This is a genomic window from Chitinophaga sp. H8 (genome assembly GCF_040567655.1).
Classification (GTDB): Bacteria; Bacteroidota; Bacteroidia; order Chitinophagales; family Chitinophagaceae; genus Chitinophaga; species Chitinophaga defluvii.
The window spans coordinates 2,158,272-2,177,283 of the sequence record NZ_JBEXAC010000002.1; the positions used below are offsets into that span (position 1 = coordinate 2,158,272).

Genomic DNA, 19,012 nt, shown 5'->3' on the forward strand with positions numbered 1-19,012 from the left:
GACGGTGAGGTATTGATCAATATTTTGTGATTGAAAAGAAAATTGTATCATGGAAAAAGATGGAGCACTAAAATTACTGCGGGATAAGTGGTTTTTTTTTAATCAATTTTTGTATGGAAATAAACCCATGCAACCCGAATTAAGAGAGGCCTTTAAAGAGTCTGAGAGGTTAGTGGAAGATGCTTATTTGACTGGTAAGACAAGGGTATTAAAAGCAGCAAGTAATGATATCGATGCGCATGTGAGGGATTTTCCATTACCATTGGCACTTGATTTTAAGAAACAGATCAAGGAGCAATTAGGTATCGATTATGATGTTGTAGACAAAATGCGTTTAAAAGCGATCGAAAGGTTATTGAAGAAAGGTAAGATCTCCAATCCGGAAGATTACGAATTGCTGCTTGGCAGAGTGGAGGAGATCTATGCAGACGATAATTATAATGAGGAGGTAGAGCGTATCAATAAAGTATTGGCTACTTATCCCGAATAGAACATAGACCCAAAAAGCAAATGGCGATATTATAACGGCTGTATCATTCTCTTGATACAGCCGTTTCTATTATGAGACAATAATACTGCAAACATTCTTATTAAGCATTAAATATTAACAACATGGAATTTAATAACATTAGCGTTTTTTACCTTAAAGGAGAAGCGTATGATGAAGATTTCAACAGGCAAACCTATTGCATGACGCATCTGTTCCTGCGACTCCTGGGAAAGTATGAGGTAGATACCCGTACCATTCTGAAAATCGATTTGGTACCCCCTTCGCTCAAAAAATCGAATGGAAGCATTTTGAAGAAAAATGAGTTTATTGACAAGGGAAGGGTATTGGAATACAACAGGAATTTTGATATAACAGCATTCCTGAGATATCCGGAACAGGAAAGAAAGCGGTGTCTGTGGAACATCATTTTTGAAATAATGACAAAGGCTGCAAAACAGTATGGCTGGGATCAGGCGCATCTGAAAAATACTTATGAGAAAGGCATTGCCGCAGACCTGAAAAACGAATACTGGTGTAAGGAGTATAAAACATCGCCAGATAAACAGCTGAAAGCAACGGTGCGTGTTGATTTTCAAATGGAGATTTGCCTGGTCTTTGCCGATTTTTATACAAAGGATGGCGATTTTGTTAGAAGCGAATTGTTTTTGGATTGGGAGCCCTCAAAAGCCTTTTACCATTTGAACACATTAAAAAGTACTTCCTGGAAGAAGGAGGAATTTATACTCCACCTTAAAGAAGGAGAGCAATATAATGCCGTGATGCCGATAGGTGGTATAACATGGTCTTTTGAAGACGAATATGGGGATATCGTAACGCTGAACGAACAGCTTTCTTCGTTGATGCTTTTGCAGGAGAGATTAATGAAAGAAGTATATACGGGCGATAGAATACAGGCGCTGAAGCTGAATTTTATTGCTGAAGAAAAATATCTTCAACAGCCGGAAATACGACGTTACCATGCCCACAGCTATTTCGGAAAACTATCCTATAATGATGTGTTTGACTTTGACACTTTTGAAAAGATGTCTCATGCTGAACGTGCCATCTTTATGTGGAATAGGGCGTATGAAGTTGTAAAAGTATTGGCGGAACAAACCGGGAACATCCCGCTTCTGGAAGCCGCAGGTTATGCCTGGCATAAAGGGCTGGAATTGGGACTTAAAACTGATTATAAGCTATTGGAATCAAGCGTAAAACTGCATGGCGTATCATTATTGGCAACATTATGGATGCGCTTTAATGAAGACAAAATGAGGGCGGTGTTGAAACTTGAAAAAGAAGGGAGGGTATTGCTGGAAAAGAGTGTATTTTCAACGGCATTAGGTATCATAAGCTGTCAGGGGATATTCAGGAAAATCGAAGCCAAAGGAGATACGATTATTGTAAAAGGAGCAAAAAATATGTGGGAATTACCCCTGAAAATACCCGTTAGCATGGAAACTGTAAGGCCATTTATCCAGTAGTTTGCTTTCATATGCTGATTTCAAAGCTGAATCTGACAGCCCAATTCATTGAAAAGTTGACGAATTAGTAGCAACAGGGTGAGTCATAACGTAATTAAGAATAAAATGATAAGAAATGTGGAAAGGGTTAATGTATTAATAATCAGATATTTGTAGACATGTGTTAACAATATAGACCGTATTTACACTAATTTGTCCATGAAATGAATTAACCTAAGTATGAAACATCCGGTACGCAAATGCTTATCGAACGTTCATTTCACCATCAATTATAACCAAAGCGGAAAAAACATGCCCATGCCAAAACTAACACTCCTTTCATTCCTGCTCCTCGTTACAATCACGCTCTCCGCGCAATCCCCGGTGGACAAATGCAAACAGTGTATCGTGCTGGCCGAGCAGTCACAGCACCGGATAGCGATTGCGGATGTGAAAAAGCAGGAGATCATCTGGGAGTGGCAACCGGCGGCATCCAACGTAAAGCCGGAACATGTAAAATGGTTTTCCAACCCCAGTGATGCGAAGGTGGTGTACGAGGGCAAGTATGTGCTTACCTGTGCTTCTGGCGGAGGGGTGGCGCTGATACGTATTGCCGATAAGAAAACGGTGTTTTACGCTTATGCAGGCGGAAATACGCACTCCATTGAATTATTGCCCGATGGAAATATTGTGAGTGCTTCCAGTACCAATAACCACCTCACGCTGTTCCGTGTGGATACGGTAAACTTTCCGGAGGGCGTATACCAGCAGCAGGTGCCGATTGCGTTCGGGCATAATGTGGTGTGGGACCGTAAAGGGCAGCGGTTGTGGTCGGCGGCGATGCATGAGCTGATCGCGTTTAAGTACAACTTCAACTGTGCACAGCCGGAGCTGGTAAAAGATACGGTGATTCAGTTGCCTGGCACGGAGGCGCATGACCTGTTCCCGGTATATGGGCAGGATGCGCTGTGGCTTACCAATACCACGCAGGTATACCAATATGAAATAGCTACGCACCAGTTAAAGGAAGCGCCTGTACGTTTTCAGGCGCATATCAAGAGCGTGTCTTCCGGCCCGCGGAAGTTCCCGGTTATTATCATGAAACCCAAAACGTCCTGGTGGTCGGATACGGTACTGGACACTAACGGCAATGCCGTGTTTAAGCAGGAAGGGTTGAAGATCTACAAGGCCAGGTGGGTACTGCCTAATGCTTTCAGTTATCCGGAAGTGAACCCGCTGAACGTATGTCAGTAAAAAGCTCAGGTTACCTGTACACCGCTACTCCATAGCTGGGGAAATACGTCGGCATTGCCAGCTACGGTGAGCAGCTTTACGGTAGCCTGCGTATAGCAGTCTTTGTAATTCACCACCGGCGCATTGCATAAGGCGGTATAAAAAGTAGACGTGAATTCAATCGCCGCATCATCATCGATAGGTGCATCCATCCCGATCACATATTTAATATGTTTCGACAGCTCCGCGGCTTGTGTGGCCGAATAACAGGCATTGAGCAACAAGCACTCGGTAGTATTGGTAAACAGGCTGAAGAGCCGGGTGATGGCATCGGTAGGTACCAGCTGTGCGCGGTTGTCGGCGGTGCTTAATACGATCCCGCTGCTATGCCCATGCCCGGAAAAATGCACCACTTGTGGCTGTACCCGGTTCAGCCGCTGGATCAGGAGGTCCAGCGTAGCGGCCAGCAAAGGTTTGGCCACGGTATACAGCCGGTTGCTGCCCGCATCTGCAATACCTTCTATCCGCGTATATTCCACATCCAGCTGCAAGCGCTGCTGGTCTACCGGCATAGATTCTATAAACAGGATATTTTTTTGTTGTAATGCCTCCGGCTGCTGTAATCCCAACGCATCAAATACCAGTTTGATCCTGGGGCGGTCCAGCTCGGAAAGAAAAAAGTCCAGGGACCGGTGCAGCTTGTTAAGCGCTACCTCATAATCTTCCCGGGATATCAGCCCCCGGTAAAAATTGCCCATAACCGTTTTTAATTGCATATGGGATAGGATAATATCCTTTTCCCGCGGTAATATTTCAAACAGGTGGGCCACCGCTTCATTTACCGGCATGGCGGCTATACTAAGCTGTACCTCTTCCAGTATTCCGTTCATAAAAACAACTTGATAATAAAAGTCAGGAGATTACGTTTTTCCAGCCCATATGCTTTGAGTTGCTCGTCTGTGAGTGCTTCGGGATGCTTATACCTGGAAATCCACCGGGAGATGCTGGCAGCATCGGCGCTGTTGATTTCCTGTACCTGCTTTTCATGGAGGTCGGCCAGCAACAGATAACTATACGTTTTGAATCCTGCCAGCCGGTCTATAAACGGAGCATCGTTCTGTAGCTTTTTCATCACGGTCAGTTTCTTATCCAATATATACAGTAGTTTGCCACATTGTGCAAACACGGTATCCCCGGTATTGGAAAACCAGGCAGCATTAATCGCATCCGGAAGGGTAGTGCTGTAACGCGTTCCTCCGTTATTATACAACCCAATAAGGGCTTCGTTGAAAAAGAGCGCATTGAGCTGGTGATTGAGTGCATACAGCACCTGGGAAGAAGCGGCTTGTACCGGAACAGGAATCGTCTTAATGATAGACAGGTCCTGGGCAAGAAAACGGATACTGTCCTTTTCACTCACCACCAGGTGATTGTATCTGTCAAAATAAACATTGTTCCAGGGCGTGGAAAAAGTTTTACTACCCAGGCTATCTCCCTTAAAATTGCAGATCATAATCTGAAAGGTAGAATCCCGCCATTTGCCATACAAGAGATGTGGCAGCTGTAATGCCACAGGGGTTAACAGAAAATAATCTCCTTTGGCGGATAGTTGTTGCCTGCGCTGGAGGTCATAGTTGAAAATGCCTGCTTCTCCGTTCACATCATTGGTAGTAATCACCACACTATCTTTGGTGTTGTAGTAGATGCGTTGGGAAACAGCATTGATACATAACGATTTTTCAATGCCGCCGGCTTTGAGCAACCACAAACAGGACGTGTAATTAAATCCTGTTTCAGTAAATACATAAGCGCGGGCCTCCCTGTTGGCAGCTTTAGGGATAAAGGCCTTCACGGTGAAGTTGCTGGCTTCGTCCAATTGCTGAAGCTGCTCTTTAGGAAGCGAATTATTATTTAACCGGAAATGCATCTGTGCGGCCAGCTGTGGTGGATGTTGTGCACTGAGCTCATAAAAGTAAAGCGAGTCTTTTCGTTTGATAAAAAGATAAGGGGCATTTTCTACAAAACCAGCCGCATTTACCCCCCGGTATACTATAGTGTCCTGCCCGGCATGCAGATATAATGCTGCATCCCGTAGTTTGTTCATGTTAGGAGGCGGCGGAGGGGGCGTCATTTCAAAAGTGCCGGGCAACGTATATTTTTCCGGCTGCTTCAGGGTATCGATATACGTTACCAGAAAGATATCATTGATCACGGATAAGCTATAGGATTCTACCGATTTTCCGGGCATGCATATACGGGTACCCAGGATCCCGTTGGCATTAAAAACATCTACCAGCTTTTTGCCAATACTCTGGTACCGGGCGGTATCACGCTGGGTTTGATCGTAGGCTGTTTTAAGTGCATACAGTTGCTCATCGGCCTGCGTGGTATCACTGTTCAGCAGAAACGGAATGGCAATAGAAGCATTCAGTGCCCGCTCCCGGTAATACAATCGCCAGGATTTAAACATCACAATGCCAATAATGATCAGCATCAGCAGAAATGCGCCTGCCAGGCTGAGCAAACTTGCATATTTTCTTTTCTGTTTGGCGCCTTGTTCAATATTCAGCAGGCTGATAGCGGCATCCTGGTACACCTCGTTCAGCATATAGGTTTTAGGGGCGCGTGCATTGCCCTCCTGCTGTATACCTTCTACCCGGATCAGGGCCTTGTTGCGCTTCATCGTTTGCAGCAGGTCCCATTCTTCACTTTTTAGCAAACTGGTTTGTATGCTTAACAGATTCCCTTCTTTGTCCAGCAGATGTTCCCGCAGCAATTGTTTTACTTTGCCGGATTCTTTAGCACCCATATTTTCAAACAATGAGGTAAACTGTCCCATGATGGCCGTGCGCAGATCGCCCAGCTCATGATCCTGGGAGGCTTCCAGCACCGGTTGTATAAAAGCATCGTGACTTAACTCATAACTCTCTCCGCTTACGGTGTTCAACTCCCGGCGAACGATGCGCGTTTTGAGCAGCTTGTTCAGCAGTAGTTCATCAAACCCCAGCGAATAAACGAACGTTTTATCCAGGCAGATACGCGTGCGGGTTTTTTCATTGATGAGTTTTCGCTCTATGAGATAACGTATCTGGATCTTTTCTAAAGGGGTAAAGGGCTTCTCTGTTTTGCCCGTGCGCCCGTTTTCTGATAGGGTGGGAGCGGGCTTGCTGAAAATCTGTTTGTAATAGTTTTTGGTGATATCCTTCAGGTTTTTTACATCATCGTCCCCAATGATGATCAGCTTATCTGTTTGCGCCTGTTTGAGCATGGCCTGCTCTTCCAGGTGCTGACAAATAATCTGCAGCAGAAAGGTCTCTACTTTTATTTCCTGCTTATTGTTTTGTTTAACGGTGAGATAATCTTTTATTTTCGCTACTGCTTCCGCGGTATAAAGAAAAGGACGGGAGGCAAAACTGCCCTTTTCAGTAGCGGGGTTGCAGATCACCTCGTCCATCTTAAAGGCAGGCAATCTTTTGAGCCGGTAGCGGTTATTGAAAATGATGGGGATATCATCGCCCAGGTCGTCCAGCAGGTATAGCTTGTCGGCACGTATGCCAATGAGCAGGCGGATAGGAATGCCTTTTTCCAGAAAATCCAATTGCATCAGCGTACCCGGATCAGCTGATTTTGCCAGCCCGGATGTTTTAAGGCTGTGCAGAAACGGGGCCGGCATCCGGTTATACAGCACCTCAGACAAGGCGATGGCCAGTTGCCGGAATTCTTTCGGCGGGGCATCAAACACCTGTTCAAACTGGTCCATGATCAGGAGGATGGCGGTATGTGTTTCTTCTGATTGCAGTTGCAGGGTTTTAAACAGCTGCCAGGCAGATACTTCTTCTTTCGGGATGCCCAATGCAGAGAGGAACAGTGCATTGTCATCGCAGTTGCAATGTGCCCATAGCTGCTCTTTAAACTGGCTCACGAGCGACTGGCTTTTACCAGCGGGATTAATTTCAAACCTGATCTTGATGATCCGGTAAGGCTTTTCATCGGGATAAAAACCAGCGGGCACTTCTTCCCGTACCGCAGCAAAGGACGTTGCTTCATCGGTAATATCTTCGGCTGTCAGCGTCGTTCTGGTAGCAGTAGCGGGCGTATCACCGGGTTTATTAAAGTAGGTATGTTCCAGCAGCGGGCATAATCCGGCATTGATCAGGGAGGATTTTCCAAATCCGGAACGGCCAAATAGTACGGTAACCTGTTTGTTCCGGATCAGGCTGATCAGCTGGGAGATATCATCTTCCCTGCCAAAGAACAGCTCACGATAGGCTGCAGAAAAAGGGACCGGCCCGGGATACCTGCTTTGAAACTTATCTGTAGTGGTGCTCATGCCAGTATGGATTCAAAAAGTTCAATAATCTGCATGCGGAGTTTTCTCAGGCGAAAGCTGGCTTCTTCAGAAGGTAGCCCTTCAATAATTTCTCTTCTTAAAGCGCTGAGGGCGCCTATGATATCTATCAGCGCCCGGTTTGTTTCTTTGCTGATATTCCTGTTTTCCAATGATTCAAACAACCGTTGCATTGTTTTGAGTAAGGCCTCCGCACTGCTGGCATTGATTACCTGGTTGTAGGCTTCATTAATGGAAATAGGGGGCACCACCTGGTGATCCTCCTGTCTTAAAAGACTTTTTCTGACGGCCGTACTGCCATTCTGGGGTCTGCCAGGCTGGCCATTGGCATTATCGCCGGCATCAGCAGATAAATGCTCCTGCTCTTTTTTTCCGGCAGCGATGATCTTTTCGATCAGCTCAATGCTGGTACCATCTACAAAAGACATGGCCATCGGATAGCGGGATAACCACTCCATATAGTTCTGGTTACTTTGTTCATCCGTATCATCCATGGTGGCAATGGCAGGTATCCTGATAGAGGATTGTCTTTTGAGCAGCATGGTGAGCAGTAAGGGTACATACCACTTTTTGAGGTTAAAGCCCAGGAAGAGAAACATCTTGGAGTCTTTGAGCCGCTCAGACATCTCGCGCAATTGCTGCTGCTGTTTTTCTCCGATAAAGGAAAAGAGGAACTCATAAAAAGTATCATACCCTACTATCAGGGAGTCGGGGTCATTACACCGGCCATACAGGTTATAAAGAATAGGCGGCCCTTTTTTCCGGGCGCCTAAAGTGGCGCCTGCGTTATTGGCGGGGGGAGTATTCTCGGCAGCGGTGCCTTTAACAGAGAAGTACTGGAATACTTTCTGGGATTGTGCCCGCTTAAAGGCATCCTTTAAAAATTCATCCTGGGTAAAGCTTACAATGGCATGGAAATTAATCTGCACAAGATCATCATACACTTTATGCACCTGTGGTTGTATATCTGCATAAAACTCCTGGATAGCACCGCGCAACTGGAATTCAAACACCGCATCCGGATATTTTCTGACAATGAACAGGTTGTCGAAATCAGTGTCCAGGTCTACTTTGTAATCCTGTTGCAAAGTATGCCGGAGCATTTCATGGATCTTTTTTCCATCTTGTGTAACGCCAAACAAAGGACCTAATATCAGCGCACATTCGCCGGTACTGATTCCCTTCAGCAGCGATCTGTAAATACTTTCATCCTGATCTGTCATTGCAGTAAAATTTATATTCCAGGTTCAATTATAGGTGTTAAGGCTATCTCCATACAGTATGCTCAGGTACTGATCTGTGGGATATCCTGAAAGTAAGGAGGCAGCACATTGACAACAGACCATGGCTGCTGCAGGGGGTAATAGGCATTAAATACCTGCACTTTAAACAGATAGCCCGGTGCTACATTATTAAAGAAATAAAAACCATCGCCGTTAGTAACGCTGTAGGCTACATTCAGCCATTGGGTACCATTCCATAACCAGAAATCAACACGGACGTTGTATAACGGGAACAAGCGTCCGCTGTAGGGATCATAACGAACAATACGGCCCCTGAGGTTAGTGGCCGACGCCTCCTGTGCTGACAATAGAAAAGTCAGCGCCAAAAAGGCGATTAGAAAATATTTCATAGTAGTTCTTTTTCATGCTTCTTTGAATGACAGTACGCCTGATAAATAGATTACGGTTGCTGGAAAAACACATTGCCTGTACTTGTTGAATCCGGGGTGTTGGGGAACAGCCATTGTCACTTGCTGACGCAGTAAACTATCTGTATAAATATACAAAACTTTAATAAATAAATGCAAGCGGGGCTACGGGTAATGAATCCCTTCGGGAACAAGTTGTTGGTGCAATGAGCGGCGACTGAAGGAGTACTGCTGGGCAATGAGGGAAGGAATGTCTTTTAAGTCGGAAATGGGTTTTCCCGGGAACAGTTATGCACCGTCCTGTTGTTTTTGCCGGAGCTTTGCTACCGCCTGCTGCAAGGTTTGTTTACCTGCTTTGGAAGGGGTCAGGGCTATTGCCTGCTGGTAACAGCGGATGGCTTTACCGGGGTCCGTATCCGCAAGCAAATAGGCGAGCAGCGCATGGTAATGGGGATTGTCTATGAGCTGCAGTGTTTCCGCTTCGGCAAGGCCCCGTTCATGACCATATACTTTGGCCAGGGCAAAGGTCCGGTTCAGGGCGGTCATGGGAGAATAGGCGATCAGCAGCAGCTGGTTGTACAGCTGTAAAATAGGTGCCCATTTGTTGGTGGCGGTAGGCGTGGTATGCCAGTACGCAATGCCTGCTTCCAGGTGATACCTGGATACTTCAGCCCCGGTGCAGGCATTAACGAGGTAATGATTACCTTTTTCTATCAGCTCGGCACTCCACAGACTTTTATCCTGTTCTTCATACAGGATCGTTTCGCCCGCATCATTCGCCCTGGCATCCAGGCGGGAGCTTTGATAGCACATCAGTGCCAGCAGCGCATTGGCTTCAGTAGTATTGGTCAGGGCATTTTCAGTGAGCAGCAGCGTGAGCCGGATCGCTTCCGAGCACAGGTCTTTCCGGATCACCTGGTCATTGGTAGCCGAAAAATACCCTTCATTGAACAACAGGTAGAGGGTGCTCAATACTGTATCCAGGCGCGACTGTATACTGGCTTCGGCTAATGCACGGATCTGGAAATGGTCGTTCCGCAGGTTGGCCCTTGCCCGGAGCAACCGCTTTTTAATGGTGTCGGGTTTGGCCAGGAAGGCATGGGCAATTTCCTGCACACTAAATCCGCAGAGGATCTGTAAGGCCAGACAGATCTGTGCTTCGGGGGCATTGGCAGGATTGCATACAGCAAAGATCATGGCCAGCTGACTGTCGGCAATGGTTTGCTGCTGAAAATCAAAGTCGGGCGCCAGCGTGCTGCTATCGGCTAAGAGGGCGCCGGTTACCTTTGTTGCAAAAATGGCCTGCCGCCGGAGATAGTCCCTGGTTTTATTTTTGGCTACAGTATACAGCCAGGCGGCAGGATTTTCGGGAATACCTTTTACCCCCCATAATTCCGTTGCTTTTAAAAAAGTTTCACTCACAATGTCTTCCGCTGTTTCGATGTGCTGCAAGCCAAAATGACGGCATAGCACGGCCGTCATTTTAGCATACTCCAACCTGAACAGGTGAGGCAAAAGTTCCTTATGTGAGTGGGATTTTGCTGTCATGGGCATTATTGGTTATCCCCCGGTGTCAGCACCGCTCTTACTTCTATACTGCCACCACTTTTGAAGATGGGATTTTTTTTGGCAATTTCTACCGCTTCTTCAATCGTTGCTGTTTGGATGATGATAAAACCACTTACAAATTCTTTGATCTCTGTATAAGGGCCATCTGTTACCACATGGCCGGGTTTTACCGTTTTGGCTTCTCCAAAAGATAAGCTGTTGCCTTTGCTCACCAGTTTGTTCTGTGCGGCGATGCTGCCCAGCCAGTCCATCCTTTCCTGCATCTGCTCGGGAGAGGGTTTCATATCTGTACTGCTGTTGACCCTGAAGATTAATACGAACGCTTTCATAATTGATAAGTTTAATTGTTTCATCCTTATGACGATCGGACAAGCAGGATGGGGACAAATTACCAGACAGTAATTTAGTAACAGGTATTAGGGAGCAAAGTAACATTATCGCCGGTGCTAAAAAAGCCGGGGGAGCAGATTTTTGCAGCAATGGTTAGTTGCCGGGAGCAGTATCATCTACATAAGGCATAAAATGCTCATTGATATGTGCCAGTAATTCGGTGAGTAGTTTGTATATCAGGAGATAGAGATTGGCCCAGGTAAATTCCTGGAATATTTCGGGCAGTGGCATGTTTTTACTGATGGCAATGTAAGCCTGTAGTTCACCCGCCAGGGCTACCAGGCAACGCTGATAATGGTAAAGATCACTCCGTAGCAACTGTTTGTCCGGTTGCGTGTTGATCAGCAATGCCAGCTTGTCTTTAATATTGGCTGTTTTGAGTGTTACTACCTGTGTAGTCCGGGAAAAACTGATATAATCTGGTGGATTAGGTTGTGTATGAGGAACCAGATCTACAAGGATCAGGTGCTGCAGTAACAAAAGGTCGGAGTCGGTATGCATGCAAAGAGGGTTGAGGATGGTGGAATGGGATGTAAGTTGCTGAGCGCATAAGTGTATCGCTTTGTGTAACAGTGGTTGTTCAATTGTAACGCGGTAATCAGGTGTCGTTTTGATATTTATGCTATCAAATAAATTTATTCATAATTCTGAGAAAAGCAGAAATCCGCGGAAGAAATATTTTTTTTATTAACCAGCGATTAACAGATCAGGGGTATTAGCTGATACTATGACTTGACCTTAGCATGTATGGACATTCAGGGGTAGGGGACACTGCAATTTTTAATTATTTGTGCGCTTAGCCGTTAAGTCTAACTTTTATACAACGTTTAATCCTAATTTTTATACAGCAGCTAATTATAATTTTAGCACAGCAGTTAAATCTAACTTCAGCACTTGATTTGATAGCAATATTTTAGACATAAATATTTAATTATCATTTTATAATGAATTTTTACAAGTAATATATAATATTATGGCTACTCCGGCAGAAAGATTGGCTGATTCATTTGATATATCACGTATGTTATTAGAAGGAGGGCATTCTACAATTGCCGGCCGGCTGGCAGGAGCGTTCAGGAATATTTATAGGAAATTTGGTATTGCAGGGGCTGGAGGGGAAGCCGGTTGCAGGTATTTAGTATAAAAACGCTTGCCAGCCTTTTGAGGGGCCGGCAAGCACGGCGGTATTGCTTTTTCATAGCGTTGACCACTACGGCATGAAAGCAGAAGTATCCGCAGTGACCGCATTTTGTCCAAAGCATCCGCGTTGACATGGTTAACTGGTTAATTCAAAACCGGTTAGTGTTGTCCTTAATGGCTAACACGGGATATTTTAACACAACTAAATGATCAACACTGCAATTATACATCAGTAACGGGGATTAATTGGTTAAGCAGAGGTTAATGTAGAAAAGAAAATAATCAAACTGAAAAGGCCGGTGCCATGGCTGAAAACGGGAGAATTAAAAGCTACCCTATAAGCAACTTGTTGGCCGGCGAGGCCAACAAGCACTTATAACAATGAAGGATGCAATGCATCTTCACAGCATATATAAAGAAAGGGAAAGCGGGTTGAGGGGGAGTAGTAAACAGATTGCCTCAAAGGTAGGGGAAACACTATTAAAAGAATAAAAAAAATCCCCTATGGTAAAAACCGCAGGGGGGAACTTAACTTCACAACGATAGTAAATGAAAGCATTCGTTAATAATGTTTTTAAATGATCTCCCGTAGTAGACACTGCAGGAGAGCTATTAGCTAGATGATGATTAATTAGAACTTTTACAAACGAGGTACTCTTCTGGAAGAGCATGGCTGGTTTGCGAATATGTTGTTTAGATCGTGGTTGTTGTAATCATGCGCAGGGTGACTAATGCCGCTTTTTCCTGCTCCTGTTTTGACAATTTTTACATCGTACCACATGCCCCATTGCTGCACTTGCCTTGCAATGTTACAATTGTATTTATTCCCGCTTGTTAATATGGAGTTAACACGCTGCGAATTATTTTGATCCGCCCGTACTTATTGCCTTTGCCGTGAAAAAAAACAGATAGCAGCGCAAAAAAAATCCCTCGTAGTGAATACTACGAGGGGAGGAAAAGTCCTGTTAACGAAGTCCATCACTTTAGCCGTATAGGATACGGTGTAAAGGACAGCGATAAGGGTTAACGTGGACATCAAAAATCAAAACCAACCTTTTTGGGAGTAAATGTTAACCAGGGGTGCCGGTTAACTATAAAAAATCTTAATCTGCTATGTTGTAACTACTTTTTGAAACTTGTAATTACACAACGTTAAGATGATTATTTGTCAATATTGTTAATACCATGTTAATGGCGGATAAAAAAATATTAGATGCTGTCAAAATACTATAAGAGGGTGGTAATACTGCCAACATCGTCAGGTTATTCCCGGGTATTTAACTCCCTTCACCCAGGGATATAGTACCTATATAGTATCCCTTATAAGGGGTACTATATAGGTACTTTAAGGGTACTTTAAGGATACCTTAAGGGTACTTTAACGTAGGCTTTGCTATAAGGATGCCAGGTGTTAAAAGGTACTGGAATGGGGGGAATGGTAATAAGGATACCCCGGGGATAAGCAGGCGGAGAGGTACTTATAAGGCGCTTTAACGCAGGCTTGGCTATAAGGATACCTGAGCACAGGCAGGCATGAAAAAGGGCCGACCAGAAGGTCAGCCCAACGAACATTCACATGTCACCCGGCCTGTATTGTCAACCCCTTTCTTCTGTGGAAATGCAGGTTAAACGGCCGTTGGGTGATGAATAAAATATTTTTATATTTAAAAAGCCGTACAAGAGTGATCCTAAGGTAGGAATTCCGGTTTGAAAGTTTAGTTAACCGGTTGTTAACGTAAAGGTTATTCTCCATGTCCATATCATTTTCCCTTTCTCTGATAGCATTTTTAGCTGACCTTGTATAAGCCGTTGGATATAGCTACTTTTTAGCGGTAATCATGTTATTTATGCTGGTAAAAAGACTTTTCCTGCTGGGGCTGGCCCTGGTAAGTGCCCGCGCCATAGCGCAGGACATGCCTGATATGTGGACAAAAGGTGCTGCCACGCAAAAAGAACATCCCAATCTGCAATGGTTCAAAGACGCCAAATTTGGCTTGTTTATACATTGGGGACTGTATTCCAAACTGGGGGGCAACTGGAAAGACAGCAGCTACTACGGCAGCGGGGAATGGCTGCAATACCGGGCACAGATCCCGGCAGCGGAGTATGAGCAGGTGGCTGACAGCTTTAACCCGGTCGATTTTGATGCCGCCCAATGGGCGCAAACTGCCAAAGATGCGGGTATCGGCTATATGGTTATCACCGCCAAACACCATGAAGGTTTCAGCATGTACGATTCCAAAGTATCAGACTTTGATATCATGGATGCCTCTCCCTATAAAAAAGATCCCATGAAGGCGCTATCAGCTGCCTGTAAAGCACAGGGCATTCCCTTCGGATTTTATTACTCCCAATTCCTCGACTGGCACGAGCCCAACGGCGGAGGTAATAACTGGGACTTTGACGAAAAGAAAAAAGACTACCTCCGCTATTACCGCGAGAAATCAGTTCCCCAGCTCAAAGAATTGCTGACCAACTATGGCCCCCTGGGCATCGTGTGGTTTGACATGCCGGGAGGACTTACCAAAGAGCAGACCCGGCAGATGATCGACAGCCTCCGCACCCTGCAGCCAGGCTGCCTGTTCAGCAGCCGCGTAGGGCACGACCTGGGCGATTACCGCGATTTTGGCGATTCGGAAGTGCCGCCGGTACCCATCCCCGGTGCCTGGGAATCGATCTATACCCATAACGACTCCTGGGGATTCATTGCGCATGATATGAACTTTAAAGCGCCGGGAGAAATTATCCGCCTGCTGTCTAACGTGGCTTCCAAAGGCGGCAACCTGATGCTCAACGTAGGACCGGATGGTACCGGCAAGTGGCCCGCATATTCCGTACAATACCTGCTGGCTACCGGCAAATGGCTGAAACAATACGGAGAAAGTATCTATGGTACCACCCACGGCCTCATCCCTGCCCAACCCTGGGGGGTAACTACGGCCAAAAAACAACGGCTGTACCTGCATGTATGGACGCCTCCTGCTAATGGTATGCTGCGCGTACCCTATATGAAAGCAAAAGTGACAAGCGTGACATTACTGGGTAGTACCACCCCCGTAAAATGGAAACAACTGCCGGAAGAACTCCAGGTACAATTGCCGGCTACGCTGCCGGATACTCGCAATACCGTATTGCTGGTAAACTATACCGGTACACAACCTGACTATTCCGGAGAACGTACCCAAACGGTGAGCACCCAATACACACAAACAGAAATTCCAGCCATATGGGCGCAAACCAAGGGACAGGCACAAAATAAACTGCTTACTTATTCGCATTACTTCGGCGACTGGAAGCATGATAACTGCGCTACAGCTATCCGTGAGCCTGCAGATGAACTGGTGTTTAATCTGCAGGTACAAGATCCCGGCGATTATAAAATAATCCTGGAATATGCCTGTACGGATAAGATGCCCGTTCGAGAGGCCGTCGTGCAAATGGTAGGGCAGCAACTGTCTTTCCTGACACTAAGAACAGGTGAATATGATATAAATAAACCCCTTCTGTATATACAACATGCAGCAGGGATTGTAAAAGTAACACAGCCAGGTAGTCAGACGCTTAGTATAAAACCAATGACGGCAGCCGGTACGGAACTCTTCTGGCTGCGTAAGGTTATCCTGCAACCGGTACGCTGATATCAACGCAGCGGCTATACGTGAAAAGAAAGCTGCTGCCGGTAAATGCAAAACCACAGTAGCAGGAAATACCGGACAGGTGGTGGCATAAAGCAGAAATAAAAATGTATTTTGTAAAAAATTCAGTCACCACGTCCACATGAAAAAACTACTTATGACTGTTATTATCTGTATCTGCAGTATACAGATAATAACGGCCCAGCAAGACACACCTGTTGCCACTTCTACCTATCCCGGTGAACCCTTTGATTTTTTCGGGTATGATGCCCGGTCTTTTACCTTTGCAGGCAGGCCCGCCAAACTGGCTTTTCCCAGGGAAGCTGCACCCGGAAATCCCTGGATATGGCGTGCATTGTTCTGGGGGCACGAGCCCCAGACAGATACCGCACTACTACGTATAGGATACCACGTTGCCTATATAGAAGTGGCTGATCTGCATGGCAGCCCTGCTGCGGTAGAGGTATGGGAACAATTTTATAAATACCTGACCACCACTTTTTCCCTTTCTCCCAAAACAGTATTGGAATGTTTCAGCCGGGCAGGTTTAATTGGTTATAACTGGGCCGCCAGGCATCCGGAGCAGGTAGCCTGTATTTACGCTGATGCCCCTGTGCTGGATATCAAAAGCTGGCCCGGCAGGAAAGGACCGGTATCAGCTAAAAATGATAAAGGCGAACAAAAAAAATTGTGGGAACAATGTTTGCAGGCTTATGGTCTTAGCGAACAGGAAGCTATGACTTTTAAGGGCAATCCCGTGGATAATCTGAAACCATTGGCGGCACACCGGATCCCTTTACTGCATATTTGCGGAATGGCCGATGAGGTAGTGCCCTATGAGGAAAATACCGGCGTGCTGGTAAAAAGATACCACGCATTGGGAGGTACGGTCCGTGAAATCAAAAAGCCAGGTGTAGGGCATCATCCACATAGCCTTACTGATCCTGCACCCATTGTTCAGTTTATACTCGAAAATAACCGGGAGCGATAGATTAACTATCTGATAATGAGCATTTAAGTTAACCCTGGAATTGCTTTTAGTGATGAAAAACCAGTAAATTGTATATTTATATTTTATTTAATATAAAACAATTTGTTTATTAGTATTTATTGAAAAACCATATACATATCCGATTGTCTACTGAAGGTATTTGTTTCAAATTTGTTTGAGATATGGAGACTGTGTCAACTTTCCAATTTAAATATATTTCACCTTACTAGCTTCCAAACTTGCAGTACCAGCGGAGGTTTCATGGAATATAAAAAACCCAAAAGCAATAATATGAAAAGAGTGCGGCCTAAAGGGGTAGATTATTTGGGAGATGCTAACGTTTTGGATGCAGCAGGATTGCACGGTGAAACGAAAGAAATGTTACAACAATTAGCTAAAGACATCTGTAACCTGGTGTTTATGGATATCGACATTCCTGGGATGTCTGCTTTGGAAGCTGCCAGCATTGTAAAGGCAGCTTATCCTGAAATTAATGTGATCCTGCTGACAGTAAATGAAGAAAGGCAATCGGTTGAGAGTGTGGAGCCCCGTCCGCTGGAAGTTTCCGCTGGCCATGAGCCCCCTGTTTCTTTATCTGCATTTATTTCCCGTGTATATGAAGCGGCCATACACTCCAATATGGTTGCGGTAAATAAAGTATTGGCATTTTTTAATAATCGCCTGGAAGAACGTCCCGGCAACGGATACGGCCTTACCGCCCGCGAGCTGGAAATACTGCGCTGCCTGGTGGGAGGCGATACCTACAAAAATATTGCAGCGCATTGCCACATCAGTGTAGGCACCGTGCGATCGCATATCATGAATATCTACCGCAAACTGGATGTTAATTCCAGGTCTAATGCGATTGTAAAAGCCATGAAAGAAAGCCTGGTTACTTAATAAGCATCTGATGTTGCATAACGAACCATTCAGAAGGAGGGATCATTGCGTACATGGCTGCCACCCAGCTTGTTAAAATAGGAGTTGTCCGCACCTACATTGGATTTTACAATATGATAGTTTAATGCTCCATGGAGCAGATTTTCCGGATCTACTATAAAATTGCTGTAATTAAATGCGATGGGCTGCTGACCGGTATTGATTTCGATGCCAACCTGTTCTATTTTAAAGAAGGCCGATCCTGGCACCTGACGGGCAAATTCAACATCCAGCGTTTTTATAATGTTCTTGCAGTTTTGCGCATGTATACGCCCCAGCCAGGCGGAGTGGTCCATTTTTGCAAACACAAAAGCATTGTCGCAGTTCCAGACAGAAAGATTATTGCCATTGGCATGTTCCGAAAAAATAAATCCATAACGGAAAGCACTTTTTACGTAAGTATTTCTCAGCTCCTGTTCCGGATTACACCATATTCTGGGGGCAACTAAGCCGGCGGAATAATGTCCATCATCCGTTGGGGCAGTAAGGTCTACATTTTTTGTGGAGGAGTAAATCAAAATATTATCGGTGTAGAGTGTGGCAGCATGTGCCATATTTACCCCCGATAAATAAGGGTATTTCCCTTTGGCTGCTTTGACCTGAAAAGCAAGGTCCTGCAATCTGATCACCGCCTGGTTAAGTTTATAAATCCCGCCACCGGATCCTGCTGCCAGTATAAATGTGGGGGTTGCCTGGGGATCAGTGAGTTTTGCTCCCATCACATCCGAAAAAAGTACGGTGCCATTATCCCATACGGCTCCTTCGTCTTTGCCGGTATGATTGGCATAGGCGCAGGGAGTAACAACGCAATTCTCACCGGCTAACCGGATCATTACATAAGATCTTCCCGGAGTAGCATTGGGCTTGATGATCAGATGCGCTTTTACTTCATATTTTTCCTGTATGGTAGCAAGCCGGTAATGCCCGTTGGGGAAATACAATGTGCCTCCGCCATGATCAATAATATAGTCCAGTGCCTGTTGTATTGCCTGCGTATCGTCCGTTTTCCCATCACCCAGTGCGCCGAAATCTTTAACATTATAAGCCAGTAAATCCTTTTTAATAGCCTGGGAGGTTGCTTCAGTACAGGCAAATGCGAAAATGCATATCGCCAGAAAAATAATGAACTTGTTCATATTCATGTGTGAATATTGGTGAATGCT

General features: G+C 45.3%; 14 protein-coding genes. 6 read left to right on the forward strand and 8 right to left on the reverse strand.

Annotated elements, in window-relative coordinates; translation table 11 throughout:
- Positions 1 to 49 precede the first annotated feature (49 nt).
- The 3 genes from ABR189_RS22590 to ABR189_RS22600 all read left to right on the forward strand — a co-directional run bounded on the left by ABR189_RS22590 (position 50) and on the right by ABR189_RS22600 (position 3,207).
- Positions 50 to 490, forward strand: coding sequence for a hypothetical protein (locus ABR189_RS22590; RefSeq protein WP_354662757.1), 441 nt, complete (start codon positions 50 to 52; stop codon positions 488 to 490).
- Between the two features lie 122 nt (positions 491 to 612).
- The gene (locus ABR189_RS22595) at positions 613 to 1,974 is read left to right on the forward strand and encodes a hypothetical protein (protein WP_354662758.1); all 1,362 of its coding nucleotides are present in this window, start codon (positions 613 to 615) and stop codon (positions 1,972 to 1,974) included.
- 297 nt (positions 1,975 to 2,271) lie between these two features.
- On the forward strand, positions 2,272 to 3,207 hold the full coding sequence (locus ABR189_RS22600; RefSeq protein ID WP_354662759.1) for a DUF6528 family protein: 936 nt from the start codon (positions 2,272 to 2,274) through the stop codon (positions 3,205 to 3,207).
- 5 nt (positions 3,208 to 3,212) lie between these two features.
- On the opposite strand, the gene ABR189_RS22605 is transcribed toward ABR189_RS22600, so the two are convergent.
- The 7 genes from ABR189_RS22605 to ABR189_RS22635 form a co-directional block, all read right to left on the reverse strand.
- Positions 3,213 to 4,076, reverse strand: a complete 864-nt coding sequence (locus tag ABR189_RS22605; protein WP_354662760.1) for a CHAT domain-containing protein — start codon at positions 4,074 to 4,076, stop codon at positions 3,213 to 3,215.
- Positions 4,073 to 7,516, reverse strand: a complete 3,444-nt coding sequence (locus tag ABR189_RS22610; RefSeq protein WP_354662761.1) for an nSTAND1 domain-containing NTPase — start codon at positions 7,514 to 7,516, stop codon at positions 4,073 to 4,075. The genes ABR189_RS22605 and ABR189_RS22610 overlap by 4 nt, the downstream gene beginning before the upstream one ends.
- Positions 7,513 to 8,757, reverse strand: a complete 1,245-nt coding sequence (locus ABR189_RS22615; RefSeq protein WP_354662762.1) for an SIR2 family protein — start codon at positions 8,755 to 8,757, stop codon at positions 7,513 to 7,515. Before ABR189_RS22615 ends, ABR189_RS22610 begins: the two co-directional genes overlap by 4 nt.
- A 62-nt stretch (positions 8,758 to 8,819) precedes the next feature.
- Complete coding sequence (locus ABR189_RS22620) at positions 8,820 to 9,167, reverse strand: hypothetical protein (protein WP_354662763.1); 348 nt, start codon at positions 9,165 to 9,167, stop codon at positions 8,820 to 8,822.
- 306 nt (positions 9,168 to 9,473) lie between these two features.
- Positions 9,474 to 10,733 (reverse strand): RNA polymerase sigma factor, encoded by a 1,260-nt coding sequence (locus ABR189_RS22625; RefSeq protein ID WP_354662764.1) that lies wholly within the window; start codon positions 10,731 to 10,733, stop codon positions 9,474 to 9,476.
- A gap of 5 nt (positions 10,734 to 10,738) precedes the next feature.
- Positions 10,739 to 11,083 (reverse strand): YciI family protein, encoded by a 345-nt coding sequence (locus ABR189_RS22630; protein WP_354662765.1) that lies wholly within the window; start codon positions 11,081 to 11,083, stop codon positions 10,739 to 10,741.
- 154 nt (positions 11,084 to 11,237) lie between these two features.
- Complete coding sequence (locus ABR189_RS22635) at positions 11,238 to 11,645, reverse strand: hypothetical protein (RefSeq protein ID WP_354662766.1); 408 nt, start codon at positions 11,643 to 11,645, stop codon at positions 11,238 to 11,240.
- 2,486 nt (positions 11,646 to 14,131) lie between these two features.
- Between ABR189_RS22635 and ABR189_RS22640 the strand changes: the two genes are divergently transcribed.
- The 3 genes from ABR189_RS22640 to ABR189_RS22650 all read left to right on the forward strand — a co-directional run bounded on the left by ABR189_RS22640 (position 14,132) and on the right by ABR189_RS22650 (position 17,810).
- A complete protein-coding gene (locus ABR189_RS22640) occupies positions 14,132 to 15,922 on the forward strand; it encodes an alpha-L-fucosidase (protein ID WP_354662767.1) in 1,791 nt (596 codons plus the stop codon).
- A gap of 139 nt (positions 15,923 to 16,061) precedes the next feature.
- A complete protein-coding gene (locus tag ABR189_RS22645) occupies positions 16,062 to 16,910 on the forward strand; it encodes an alpha/beta fold hydrolase (RefSeq protein WP_354662768.1) in 849 nt (282 codons plus the stop codon).
- A gap of 291 nt (positions 16,911 to 17,201) precedes the next feature.
- On the forward strand, positions 17,202 to 17,810 hold the full coding sequence (locus ABR189_RS22650) for a helix-turn-helix transcriptional regulator (RefSeq protein WP_354662769.1): 609 nt from the start codon (positions 17,202 to 17,204) through the stop codon (positions 17,808 to 17,810).
- A gap of 29 nt (positions 17,811 to 17,839) precedes the next feature.
- On the opposite strand, the gene ABR189_RS22655 is transcribed toward ABR189_RS22650, so the two are convergent.
- The gene (locus tag ABR189_RS22655; protein WP_354662770.1) at positions 17,840 to 18,985 is read right to left on the reverse strand and encodes a glycosyl hydrolase family 28-related protein; all 1,146 of its coding nucleotides are present in this window, start codon (positions 18,983 to 18,985) and stop codon (positions 17,840 to 17,842) included.
- Between the last annotated feature and the right edge of the window lie 27 nt (positions 18,986 to 19,012).